The organism is Bradyrhizobium hipponense (assembly GCF_008123965.1).
GTDB lineage: Bacteria > Pseudomonadota > Alphaproteobacteria > Rhizobiales > Xanthobacteraceae > Bradyrhizobium > Bradyrhizobium hipponense.
Genome location: NZ_VSTH01000078.1, coordinates 1 through 12,873, shown reverse-complemented (window position 1 = coordinate 12,873; position 12,873 = coordinate 1). Strand labels below are relative to the sequence as shown.

The window sequence follows — 12,873 nt, the reverse complement described above, 5'->3', positions numbered from 1 at the left end:
AACTATCACCAGTTCAATTCGCCCGGACCGGCCCAAGGCACCCTTATCATCAGATGATGTTCACGCCGCTGGCCGGCACGAACATGAAACAATAGAACTGGTAGTCCACCACCAGATCCTGGTTGTTGTTCGGAGCCTGCGAGAGCGGTCCCTGGTTGACCGTCCAGTTGGCTGTCGCGGGGTTCGTGATCGGCTGGCCGGCGAAGTCGAAATTGGTGACCTGGTCGCCGCCGTCCTTCTGCGACCATGAATCGCAAGGACCAGAGGAATCGTCGCAGCGGGCCCAGTGATAGTCGCCCGGCCAGTTCTGATCGCCAGCCGGCGAGACCATCAGCGCCACGAAATGACCGTTGAGGGCCGCGCGCTGGCGGGACGACTTAAAGCCTGTGATATCCGTCGTTGCAGTCCCGACGAAGATGAGCCCGTCCTTCACGGCGTAGGAGCTCACGGTCTGGCCCAGCGCCGGCACCGACGTCTGGAAGTTCGCCGCCGTCAGCAGGAATCCGCTTTGGCGACCGGGTTGCGGAAAGGTGTTGGTGGAGATGTTGCAGCCATAGGCGTAGCAGTTGTTGTTGGCCTGGAACTTGTACGACATGTAGTTGCCGCCGCAATCGCCGGGCGGATCGTAGCCGGCCGCCGGTCCGCCGACGACCGTGGGACCGTATTGCGGGACACCGATGGTGCCGGTCCCCGGCGGCACGGTGATGTTCACATTGACGATCGTGGGCGGGATCAAATGCTCGTCGGGCGCTTCGAGCGCGCGACCCGACAATCTGATCTGATGGAACTGGTCGTCCGCGGCGATCCGGCCGCTGAGCTTGAACCGCCGAACGAAACGGCTGCTGGTCATCTGTTTCCTCCGAATCCGATTGTGAGGGACAAGCCTATTTCTGCTGGTACAAGGTCTTGGTCACCGCGTTGTGGTCGTAGTCGTAGACCAGGAGAGCAAGATCGGCTGGCTTGCCTGCCGAACCGCTCAACACCAGCATCGACGAGGCTCCGGTGCTCACGCCGGTGTTGGTCGCCCACATCGGCGCGTTGTAGCGGCTGTAGAACACCAGGTTGCCGTCGTTCTGCATGATGAGACGTCCCGGCAGCTGGTTGGCCGGAGGAGCCGGCGACATCGCCGCCCACAATTGCGTGCCGGTCGAGTCGCGCAGCACCGGCCCGGCCACCGGATCGTTGCTGAGCGTCGCGCTGCCGTCGAGGGCGGCGAGGGTCTGATTGGCCAGCAGCAACGGATTGACGCGGCTGTCCAGCTTGTTGACGCTCATCATCTCGCCGAGCAGATTGGTCTGCATCAAGGTCTTGACGTGGGCGGCCGTCCACTTCCGATAGCCGGCTGTGGTGAGCAGGATCATCAGCTTGGCGAAGGCAGCCATCGGTGTCATGTCGGCGGGATTGAGCGCGCCGACCGCGGGCAGCCAAGCGCCGGCCGCGTAGGCATTGTCGTTGACGACGCCGGCAATCACCTGTGTGCAGTCGACGATCACCACGCCCCCGGCGTTGGCCGCCGCGAGTGCCTGATAGGCGGCGCCGCCCGAGGGATTGTCGGGGTTGCCCGAAGGAAAGTTGCCCTCGCCGTAGGATTCGAGGATCAATCCCTTGATGCCGCTTGCGACGCAGGCGTTGAGGAGGTTCGCGATCAGGCCCGAACAGGTCTTGGTGCTGTCGTTGAACGCGTACCAGGCCGGAAACGCGTTGAACTGCATCACCGGAAAATTGTTGATGTTCGCTGCGACGTAGTTGAGCTGCTGGATGGCCGAGTTTCGCGCCGTCGCATCATCGAGGCTGACGCTGTTCGAGACCGGCGGCGGCAGGATGTTCTCGAACAGGATTTCGAACTGAATGCCATATTCGCCGAGCGACGGATAGTTCGGCGACGAGAAGGCGTTGAACTCGCTGGCATTGGTCTTGAGAACGCGGTTTCCCCGGTAAAGCTCGTTCTGAAAATAGATGCAGACCTCGGGGATGCCACTCTGGGCAGCGGCGATTGCGCCGCAGAAGTTCTGAAATGCATCGGTGTTGTAGGCGAGCGCCGACGGCTCCTTCTCGTTCGGCCCCTGATGGAACATCGGCAGTTGCGAGCCGGTGATGATGACCGGCTTGCTCAATTGCGCGGTGGTGACGCCGCGATCGTTGAAGGCCGACAGCAGGAACGGCAACGCCGTGCCGGTGAAATCCATGCTGTCGGTGCCATGGAGGACCACCCAGCCGTCGAAATCGGCATAGTGATCGAGGATGTAGCTCGCGATGATGCACCAGTCCGTCGGCTGAAGATTAGTGCTGTCCAGCGTCCCGGTCGACGACTCCGGGAACTTCACGTCCACGGCGTAGTGCAGTTCCGTGTTCGGGTAATCCTGGACGATGATGGTCTCATCGATCAGCGTCTTGCAGGCCTTGGCGAACGCCTGCGCCGACATGGGGCCGAGCGGTGTGCCGACGCAGCTTATCGTACCGCCGGTGTTGATGATGGCTATTTTCATGGTGCTGCGATGTCCTCGACGACAGGCGCACATCCAGCGCTTCATCCCGGCGCCGGGTTATGCTATCCTAGATAGAATATACACCAGATAATACCTGAAGGCGATAGACAAAATGCGCCGCCACTTTCACGGCTCATTCAGCGCCGCACCGAGCGAGCGCAAGTCATCGCAAAACTTTCGTCGCACGGCACTCCGATCGACCTTGAGATTTCGGGTGAGCAGACCGCTTTCGAGCGAGAGCGCCATTGTCGGAAATACGATTCCGAGCACCGGTGTCTTCCGCAGCACCGTGGCATTGAGGCCCGTGAGCGCCTGCACCGCGAGCATCTGATCATCTCTGTTGTCACCGACCGTCCAGATCGCCGCCGCGAGCGACGGCATGTTCGGATGATCGAACACGATTGCGTGCCGCACCGTGGGCAAGGCCGCGATCTTTTCCTCGATTTCCTCCGGCGAGACCTTCACACCCCCGGCCGTTACGATCACGTTCTTCTTACGGCCCGATATGGTCAGGTAACCATCCCCATCGAGGGCCCCGACGTCTCCTGTCGCCAAGGTGTCGGCGCCGACGAAAATGCTGCTATCGACGGTCTCACCCTCGAACACCTCATACGAGGTGCATTGATTCCAGCGGCACGACACCAGGACCTCGCCGTCGCTGGCGATGCGAATGGCTTCGGGAAAGGCTGCTGTGCCAGCCGTTCCTATTTTGTTGGCGCCCGGGCGATTCCAGGCAATCCAGCCGGCCTCGGTCATGCCGTAGATCTCGAACAGGGAAAAGCCGGCCAGCCTGAACAGGTCGAGGGTGGAGCGTTTCACGGGTGCAGAGCCAACCAGCATGATCCGCATGTCGCCGCCATAGAGCCGGTGAAAGGCGTCGAACAGCCTCGCACGCCATGACCGTCGCGGCCCGTCGGGAAGAATGCCTCCGGCACGCGACAATCCCAACAGGGTGAGGCGACGCCAGGCCGGCAACAGCTTGAAACGCTGCTCGACGATTTCGTAGAAACTCGGCGTTCCCAGCATGAAGGTCGGCCTGCCGTGCCGCAGCGCGTTCAGGAAGTTTTCCAGCCTCGCCAACACGACCTTGCATCCACACCAGATGGCGCAGTGGATCAGGTGCCGCTGCTGGAAGGCGGAGAACGGCAGGACCACAAGAATTCGGTCCTTCTCGTCGAGATCGAACGCCTTGCTGAACGCCTCCATGTGCTTCAGATTGGTCGTCCACGAGATCGGCAGCCGCTTCAGCCTGCCGGTCGAGCCCGAGGAGAAGGCGACCGTAAACACATCCCGCGTCGGCGAGACGGTCTGGCATCCGGTCTTGTCGCCGATCCCCAGCTCCGGCGGATGGGTCCCCAGGATCTTGGACAGATCGACGACACGGGGCTGCGACAACTCGGTCCTGCCGTCGGCGGCCTGGAACAGCACCGCAAGATACAGCGTCTCGATCAGCGAGGCCATGGGCACTGCGTCGAACTCGGGCGCTTCGCTCGGCAGACAGACGGAAATGCAGCCAAGCGAGACGAGAGCCAGATCCAGCACCAGCCATTCATAGGAGTTGGGTCCCCTGATTCCGACCCGGTCTCCAGCTTCGAGCCCGCCCCTGCTCAGATATGCCATGACATGATCGACGTCCCGCGCGAGCTCACCCACGCTGTGCTCGCGAACATTGTTCCCGTCGACGACGACGATGCCGCCATTGACCTGCCGCGCGAGAGCCTGGTTCGGGGGTTCGGCAAGCGGGATCAGCGGCTCCAGATCCATGACCTACCCTCGGGGCTGCGAATTGGCCGGCTCGCGATGGAATGCGCGTTGGAAGAAAGAGATCTGCTCGTCCAGGGCGCGCCGCGCCAGCGACGAGGATGCGATGGCGTCAAATGCGTGGAAAGCGCCCGCGAAATTGTGAATATCGGTCGGCACGCCCGCCTGCAGCAATCTCACGCCATAGGCGAGCCCTTCGTCGCGCAGAGGATCCATCTCCGCCGTCATGAGGTAGGTCCGCGGCAGCCCCGACAGATCGCTCGCGCGCGCAGGCGCCGCATAGGGCGGCACGCCGGCGATGCGTGCTTCCGGTAGGTAGTGGTTCCACATGTGCACCGAGCTCCTGCTGTCCCAGCCCGGCGTATCGACGAAGGCCAGCATCGAAGCGGTCTGCATCTGATCGTCCAGCACGGGGTAGATCAGCGTCTGGCACAGGATGGGCGGACCGCCTTCGTCGCGGGCGCGCAGAGCCGTGGCGGCGGCAAGCCCTCCGCCGCAGCTGCTGCCGGCCACCGCGATGCGGCCAGCATCGATGCCGATATCGCTCGCACGATCCGCGGCCCACAGCAGGCACGCGTAGCAGTCCTCAACGGCGGCCGGATAGCGGTGCTCCGGACTGAGGCGATAGTCGCAGGAGACGACGACGCTCGAGGTGCCAGCCGCCCACTTTAGGCAGCGCCAGTGCTCGAAGTCGAGATCGCCCACCATGAAGCCGCCGCCATGAAAGAACACGATTGCGGGCGCGGCGCGGCCGAGGGTGATCGGCCTGTATATGCGCACCGCGAACGCCGTTCCGTCCGGGTGCGCGACGGAGACATCCTCGCAACCGATGCCCTGCTCTGCGACGCGCCAATAGCCTTGAGCCTTCAAGGCCGCGGACAGCCTGGCGATCTGTTGCCGAACCTTTACGGGATCCGAGAAGTCGTATCTGGGCTGGACCGATGCGGCCAAGACGAGCTCTTGATCCAACATTTTCGAAGCTCCACCAAAACGCATCTGTCGAAGATCATTCATCCTGGCGCACCCTCATTTGCCGACCTCGATCACGGACACCAGGTCCCTCAGCGAGGTACTCATCAGCACATCGGCGACGCTGACCGGGCTTCCGAATTTGTCGGTGGCTTCCGCGGCGATCTGCATGGCGAGAAGCGAGGACCCGCCAAGCGCGAGGAACTGGGCCTCGGGCGACCAAATGGTCTGTCCGAGGACCGCGGTCCAGATGGATGCCATCAACTCTTCCTTTTCGGTCCAACGTCTCGTGTCACCCCTCACATTCGTCTCCTCTAGACGCGTCGCAGCAGGCATGCGCTGGCAACATTGGGAGCCCAGGCGACGGAAATGACGTACTCGCCCGATTTGAAGTCCTGGGCGCGCATTCGGTCGCGCATCCCGATCAGACTGTCGCAGCCATAGACGTGGGCGTAGCGCGGCAGGTTCTCCCGGTAGACATGGTTGTCGGCGACACCGGATGCGGAGCCGATCATCTGCAGATAGATCGAGCTGCCATTGGTCGCGAACACCGCCGCAATCTCGCGTGCCGAAATCCGGCCCTGCGCGTAGACGCTTTCGCAGACCTTGCGCAGGGACATCACGCCCGAAACAAGATATTTCGGAAAGCTGAGCTCCGACCATTCCAGCGCCGCGAGCGCAGGATCCGTAAGGCTCGCGGCGCCGACGATCTCGAGCGTGCCGGAGCCGGACGAGACGATGCAGGACACTGCGCCGTCGCTGAACAGCGTCGCCGCCTGCGGCGCCAGGCGATTCCCCTCGCTATCCTTCCCGAAAATGATGACCAGCACGTTCTTCGGTCCGAAGGTCGAGGAGACGAGCAATCGCGCGAGATCGAGCGCGGCATTCGCCACAGTGCAGGCTTGCATCGAGACGCCGAAGATCTGGCTCCGCGAAAACCCCATCGCGGCAAGCGCGGACAGGAACGCCTGCTCTTCCTTGAGATCCCACTTCGCCATCGAGTGCCCGAGCACGACGGCGCCGATGTCGGCGGGTTGCAGGCCGGACTCCGCCAGCGTGTCCGCAATGCACGACGTGCACATGTCGTGCGCCGGCCGGCAGTCCTCGCAAAAATTCTGGATTCCCCGCGCGGCCAGCGACTCGATCGTGTTCTGGTCGGCCATGCCGAGCGCGACCAGCGCTTCGATCGGCCGGATCTCACCGACCGAATAGCATATCGACGACACTTTCGGCAGAGTGCTTTCCATGGTCAGTATTCTTGCCCGATCACGTCACACGATCATGCATGCTCACGAAGGCTTTCCCGGCGAAGCCACCTCGCCGACCAGCAGATACGCATCAAGCGGCCCAAGCTCCTTGCGGAAGAGGCGATCGAGCGCCTGGTCCCCGGTGGACGGAAGCTCATCGTAGAGGGCGTCGAGGTTCGCATAGGCGCCACGAACAATGAGGCGCTCCCGCTCCAGAATCGCGCTCTGGCCGAGCCAGGCTGCGAGATCCGCCCCGCAACGGACGATGTGTTCCGGCAATGCCCCGCCCACGTTCGGGTAGACGCGGTCTCGTCCGACCAGGCCGCAGAACAGCTTGTACAGGATCGGGCTCTCGCTTCGCGCCGAAACGAACAGTCGCTGCGACCTGTTGTGCGCGAAGGCATTGTTGACCAGCCTCTTGGCCCACAGCGCCCGCATGATCCCCCGGGACTGCCTCGACGGAATCATGCCCGAGGAATCGATGTAGATGTTCTGGTAGCCCTCGAAGTTCAGAACCGAATATCCGGTCCAGCCGACGATCTGGTCTTCCGCATCGGCAACGAAGATGAACTCGGCCAGCCGGCTGAAATAGCCCTGGTCCCGGCGCCCCGCCCAATAAGGTGTCATGTCTGCCCCGAACGACGATGTCGTGACCGGCACCAGCACGGAATAGATCTCGTCCTGTGTTCCGCGGTCCAGCACGGCGCCCGGATCGAGCACGGAATATCCTCGAAGATTCTCCGGCAGGTCGAAGGTTCTCACACTGTCTCTGCTTCGCGAGAACAGCTCTTCCGCGCCGGGCGATCTCGTCATCAAGCTGCTGTTCGTCATGTGCGACAACCTCCCATGCTCTCTCATTTTTCGTGTCGACCCCGCGTCAATCACAACCTTCACTGCCGATTCATGCGGTTTCGCCTCCGTCGATCGGAATGTGCTGTCCCGTGATGTAGGCAGCCTCGTCGGACGCGAGAAACGCGACCAGCGCGGCCACTTCTTCCGGCGCAGCGTGCCGCCGCAGCGGAATCCTCGCATTGACAGCGGCGAGCATGTCATCGGTGTATTCGGCGCGCTGCATCGGCGTCAGCACGTAGCCGGGGCACAACGCGTTCACTCTCACCTTCGGCGCCAATTCGAGCGCCATCGTGCGGGCCAGCAGGATCACGCCTGCCTTGGTCGCGTTGTAGTCCGCGTAGTAGGGATGCGCGCTCATTCCGTTGGTGGATCCCATGAGGGTCACGACCCCGCCGTCGGAGGCGACCATGGAACGCGCCGCAAGCTGCGCGGTATGAAAGACACCGTGCAGGTTGACGTCGACCACGCGTCGCCACTCCTCGATCGTGATGTCGAGGAACGCGTGCCTGATGCTGATGCCGGCATTGGCAAACGCCGCATCCAGGCCGCCGAAGCGCGCTTCGATCTCGCCGAACGCCTTTTTCATGGCGCCATAGTCGGCTACGTCGACAACGATCGGATGGACGCTCTCAGAGGAGCTCGGGAAGCTCGCGGCGAGAGCCCTTGCATCGACGTCGAGCGCAATCACGCGCGCACCTTCGGCGACGAAACGGCACGCGGTGGCATAGCCGATCCCGCTGGCTGCGCCGGTCACGAGAACGCGTCGGCCGCGGAGCTCCGGATATCTCGGCGTCACGTCGGACCTCTCGAAACTGACAAGCTCAGCACCTCTCGCCCTTCGAATTCGCCGGTTTAGACCGTTTGCACATAGTCGAGCACTTCGGTGGATTGTCCGAAGCACGCGCGGAATTTCGACGAAAACTCCGCTCGCGCCCCGCCGCCGTATCGGTCGATGACCGCCTTCGTGCCCTCCACATCATTTGCAAGCGCGGTTCCGGTCAGAAGCGTCAGCATCTGCCTGACGCCGGACAGGACGCGCTCGACGGAGGTCATGATCTTTCGCCGATCGAAATCGACGTGGACGAAGCCGTTGAGTTCGAGGAACGACAGCTCCAGAAACGCGGCTTCCGCGTCGGGGAAATAGGTTTCCCCTCGACGCAGGTAGCGGAGCATCTCGTTCAGGAAGACTTTGACGGCGAAATCGCTGCGCAGATTGGCCAAACACGACCACGGCCCGCCGCTGACCAGCAGCAGACCGAACAGGTCGGCCATGACCTCCTGAAGCATCATGGACGCTGCGCGCCCCTGCTGGCCCAATACCCGGAAATCCGTTTCCGGCAGAACCACCCCGTGACCGATGTCATGGCCGCGGAACCAGCAGATGAGGTAGTCCTCGACGGACAGAGCCGCCGTCTGGCAGTCGTCCCCCTCGATCATCAGGGCAGACGAGCCGAAGGGCTCGCTGACGCCATGATAGATGGCGGAGTAGACGTTGCCGAAGACCACGGTTTTCTTCTTCCTGGCGCGCTTGATCCCTTCATCTTCCGGCAGGAAATAGGCAAAGTGCTTCGGATAGCGATTGGCTTCGCCGCCGCAGAAGATGAGGTTGCCGACCTTGAACAGCGGCGGAGCGCGCACGATCAGTCGCGGATTGATGATCGCCTGGATGTAGCAGGTCAGCGCATCGACCTGACCATCGAGATCCGCCACGAGCCGGTCGTAACGTCGGTCCACGGCGGCAAAGAAAGCCGAATGAAAGACCTCACGCGACTTGTTGTGCCAAGTGTGCAGGTCCCCGCTCAAGGAGATCAATCGCGTCTCGTCCAGCCCGATGCAACGCTCGACCCGTTCAGGCCAGGAATCGCCGCGCAAGGCTTCGGCGCGCAGGCGCAGACAGGTCGCCGATGCGTCGCAATCCAGCACATCTGCGCAGGCCTCCATGGCGGCAGCCTCGGCATGGTGTAGCTGGACGATCTCCTTCGCCCGGGCGTTGCGCTCGTCGGGCGCGAGGTCCTGATAGCCGCGGATGATCTCCGCAATCTGGGCAACCCGCCTGAGCGAATTCGCGACGAACGAGCCGAGCAGCGGGGTCGCCGCAGGCAATGAGACGGAAAGAACCGTGTGACTGGGCCGCGGGGGCCAAAAGCGGTTCATGACAAGCATCTCCTGGGCGGGCGGATCTCGTGTCAGCTGCTTCCCGTCGCCTTTGCCTCGCCATAGATGGCTCCGCTGCCATAGGCCCATTTCCTCCGGTCGGCCAAAACGGCAAAGACGTGGCCGACATATTGGACGGTAAACCAGAGCGGAAGATAAGCCGCGAAGGTCGGCGGAGCGCCCGTTTTCAGCCAGATCGCACCAGCCCAGAGGATGACTCCCAGAGCCGCAGACAAGGCGACGGTCGTCGACAGATCCGTCTGCTGCTGGCCCCAGTCATCAGCCTCGGGCTTGCAGGCGAGCCCCAGCACCAGTCCGACCAGGATCGCGCCGAGCAGACCGAACAGGCCGACTTTCACCATGGCGAGCGGCGAGATATGTGTTGCGCCGAGACAGAAGTAATAGAGAGCGGCCAAGCCTATTCCCCCGACCACGCCCATCCAATGCATTTGCGGCCGACGCCAATGCTGCGGCTCAGGCATTCTGATATTCAAAGCGCCGTAGGGAGCGCGATAGACGGGCGGCCAGATCAACCCAGTCACCGCCTGATAGTCGGCATAGGCACTGCCGCCGACCTTCTCCAGCCGCTTGTCATAGAGAACGCTGCCGATCACGTTGTAGATGTTGACAACGACTGCGAGGACCAACAGGTCCAGCGTCATGGTTGGAAGCAGAAAGAACATTCCGAAGAAGGCGGTGTGCACCGGGAAGCGGACCCAACGTCGGCTTCCGACCTTCCAGGGCACTAGCTTTGGCCTCGCCGCCAGGCCGCCACTCAGCCGGCTTACGAACGTCGTCGAGCCGAATGCCAGGCCGCAATCGTATTCGAACAGATGGAGCTGCCAGTACCAAATCCACGACAGGCAACACGCCACCAGCATGATGGTCGCCGGAAGCCCCTCCAGACGCCAGACGACCACGTCAACCGGCTGCCACAGCATCGCGGCAACCAGAATATAGAGAACATTGACGAGGGACTCGACGGATCGCCAGGCCAACGGATCGATCGCAAACCACTTGCCTGCCTGCTTCTTGACCGCGAGCGTCGCGATCAAGGAGTGTTGGACACCGAAACCCAGCGTCAGGAAGGCATCAATCATAAGGGCATTGCTCGTCGGCATGATCGACCCCTTATATTCCGTTGCCAGTAACGTTGCTCGCAACTGCTTGAGGAAATCGTTCGCTGGAACACGAACCTACTTCCGAGGCAGCTATCCAAATTGATCTCATCGACGACTCGTTTGCGTGGATGTAGAGATGCAACGTCGCGCGCCTACGCGATCAACAAAGCCGGGCAAATACAATCTCTGCTATAGTAGAACCAATGTCAACACCTTAACGTGCTATGGGTTCATGAATTGCAGTAACGCTGAATGCGCGGGTGCGGCGGCTCATCGCATCATGTCATCCACGAAGTCGAGCTATCGGAGCGCGTCGTGAGAAATAGGTGTGCATAGACGAACACCGGGCTGATGAGGCGATTGGCGAGCGCCGGGGCAGCATCAAAGAAGCCATCTGCCTCGACCCAGAATGCCCGTCCAAAGGAAATCTCGGCACCTACGCGCAAGGCGCTCTGGAGAGCCAAGGGGCAAATGCGCAACCGTTGCGCGTTTGTGCGACGGAGCCGAAGGCAGTCACCCCAGTTCAGCGGGATCGGCCGTCATCAGAGCGATTCGAGGAGTGCTCGATATCGTCGCCAACATCCTTGAATTCCGCCCCCCACTCGTCAGCTCACCGACACGCCGCGAACTGCGCCGCTCGATCTTCGGGAACTACAGTGTTGTCACAGCACGGCCCGGCACTGGAACTGCTTAAGCTGTTCATCGCCAAAATGGGAGGTTCCGATCGGTGTCGGCTGCTTCACCTTGATGTGGCGCTCGACCGACTTCTCACCTTGGCCGGTGCGGATTGGGGCGTCCTGTTCGCATTGAAAGGTGCGACTGTCGCTCCTATCCGGGTATCATCTTCCGCGAAGTGCATGATTATGGCGCGACAATCTCCGGATGAGAGCGGCCATCGGCTTGCACCTCCATCCTGATTGCCGCGCCGCAGTTGAAGCTCTCGATGAAGGCGTTCTGCATCGGTTTGCCCGGCGCGATGTAGTGCCACGCGACTGGCTCTGGTCGGCCCATGCCAGAATGGCGTTGCTGGTGAGTTCGCTGGCGTTGTCGCTGACCACCATGCTGGGCTTGCCGCGCTCGATCATCAGCCGGTCCAGTTCCCGCGCCACACGGATGCCATCGGCTGCTGCCGCATGACCATGAGATATCGGACGACCCAGGCTGACGATGCCAACCTTCGCCAGCGCATGAGGGCGATTGCCCAGGAACGCCGGTCGTGGGGCTCGGGACTAAGCATCGAAGCCATAACACTCGAGAAATTCATTCTTTGGGTCTATTTAAGAGTTCCGATTAAGGCGGTTGAAATGGCTCGAGCCAAAACTCGGCGGTTTTTTGGATTGCTCACCATTGTCGCGTGGTTCCCTGGAACCGCTACCGCATGAATGGCCCCCGCATTCAAAACCAAGTCCCAACCCTGCTTTGGCAAGCTTGCCTCCCGATCTAGTTGTTCATGAGGTCGTACCGCACGATCGATGAGAGGCTCAATGGCATAAAACAGATGTATCTCAATTGGGAGCGACGGAAGTCGATACGACTGTAGCGCCCGATGAAATTGGGCGGCTCTTTGATACATCAAAACGTCGCTGTGGACATCGTGATCTGGAGGTAACGTTCCCGTTTGCTGCATCTTTTCAAGCAACTCAGAAATGGAACATTGTTCAGTGTAGCGTTCCAAAACCTCGCCGTATTCATCGCGCAAGATTCCACAACGCTCCAAAACAAATTCTCGCGCCAAATTGATAAGTGATGCGTTTGAAGAATCTGCAGGTAGACTAACATCGATGAACGCCATGAATGACACAACTTGGTCGATACTCAGTAATTGCTCGGCAATTGCATAAGCCAGGATTGCACCTGATGAGTATCCAGCAAAGCGGTATGGGCCCCGTGGCTGGATCTGTTTAATCGCAAGGATCACCTCCGCGGCCATCGCCTCAAGAGTCGGTGGACAAACGTCATCGAAGGGCGGCCATGGCAGAGCGTGGACGGAGCAGTCTGCATCCATTTCTGCCGCCAAACCGAGGACATACGAACAATCTCCAAAACCTGTGGGGACAAAGAAGAGCGGTGGCTGCGATCCGGTCGGTCGAACGGAAATCACTGCCGGGCTACTGGGCTGCGGCTCCAAATGAATCTTCGATGCAAGTTCCTTCAGAACAGGGGCTTGGAAGAGGTCGGTGGCGCTAAAACTCAGCCCAAGATTTAATGCTCGACTGAGCACCTGCACGACCAGCAGCGAGTGGCCGCCCAGTTCGAAGAAGTTGTCGTGGCGCCCGATGCGCT

The 12,873-nt window shown here is 61.3% G+C and carries 11 protein-coding genes and 1 pseudogene; all 12 read right to left on the bottom strand.

The window, feature by feature from the left end:
- Positions 1-49: 49 nt before the first annotated feature.
- Complete coding sequence (locus FXV83_RS22455; RefSeq protein WP_148741561.1) at positions 50-850, bottom strand: hypothetical protein; 801 nt, start codon at positions 848-850, stop codon at positions 50-52.
- Positions 851-884: 34 nt separating this feature from the next.
- Positions 885-2,486 carry an asparaginase domain-containing protein gene (locus FXV83_RS22450; protein WP_187436078.1) on the bottom strand — a complete coding sequence of 534 codons (1,602 nt, stop codon included), beginning with the start codon at positions 2,484-2,486 and terminating at the stop codon, positions 885-887.
- A gap of 126 nt (positions 2,487-2,612) precedes the next feature.
- Positions 2,613-4,250, bottom strand: coding sequence for an AMP-binding protein (locus tag FXV83_RS22445; RefSeq protein WP_148741559.1), 1,638 nt, complete (start codon positions 4,248-4,250; stop codon positions 2,613-2,615).
- 3 nt (positions 4,251-4,253) lie between these two features.
- Positions 4,254-5,219 carry an alpha/beta hydrolase gene (locus tag FXV83_RS22440; protein ID WP_148741558.1) on the bottom strand — a complete coding sequence of 322 codons (966 nt, stop codon included), beginning with the start codon at positions 5,217-5,219 and terminating at the stop codon, positions 4,254-4,256.
- 54 nt (positions 5,220-5,273) lie between these two features.
- Entirely contained in the window at positions 5,274-5,477 is a 204-nt protein-coding gene (locus FXV83_RS42915) for a phosphopantetheine-binding protein (protein ID WP_187436077.1), read from the bottom strand.
- A gap of 53 nt (positions 5,478-5,530) precedes the next feature.
- Positions 5,531-6,463, bottom strand: coding sequence for a beta-ketoacyl-[acyl-carrier-protein] synthase family protein (locus FXV83_RS42910; protein WP_187436076.1), 933 nt, complete (start codon positions 6,461-6,463; stop codon positions 5,531-5,533).
- A 42-nt stretch (positions 6,464-6,505) separates the two neighbouring features.
- Positions 6,506-7,183 (bottom strand): GNAT family N-acetyltransferase, encoded by a 678-nt coding sequence (locus FXV83_RS22425; protein ID WP_187436075.1) that lies wholly within the window; start codon positions 7,181-7,183, stop codon positions 6,506-6,508.
- Positions 7,184-7,364: 181 nt separating this feature from the next.
- On the bottom strand, positions 7,365-8,111 hold the full coding sequence (locus tag FXV83_RS22420) for an SDR family NAD(P)-dependent oxidoreductase (protein WP_148741554.1): 747 nt from the start codon (positions 8,109-8,111) through the stop codon (positions 7,365-7,367).
- Between the two features lie 56 nt (positions 8,112-8,167).
- Positions 8,168-9,469, bottom strand: a complete 1,302-nt coding sequence (locus FXV83_RS22415) for a hypothetical protein (protein WP_148741553.1) — start codon at positions 9,467-9,469, stop codon at positions 8,168-8,170.
- A gap of 32 nt (positions 9,470-9,501) precedes the next feature.
- Positions 9,502-10,590 carry a hypothetical protein gene (locus tag FXV83_RS22410; RefSeq protein ID WP_148741552.1) on the bottom strand — a complete coding sequence of 363 codons (1,089 nt, stop codon included), beginning with the start codon at positions 10,588-10,590 and terminating at the stop codon, positions 9,502-9,504.
- A 930-nt stretch (positions 10,591-11,520) separates the two neighbouring features.
- Positions 11,521-11,708: pseudogene (locus FXV83_RS22405) on the bottom strand (integrase core domain-containing protein); the annotation flags it as partial.
- A 155-nt stretch (positions 11,709-11,863) separates the two neighbouring features.
- On the bottom strand, positions 11,864-12,873 hold a 1,010-nt coding region (locus FXV83_RS22400; protein WP_235940077.1), incomplete at its 5' end, for a thioesterase domain-containing protein.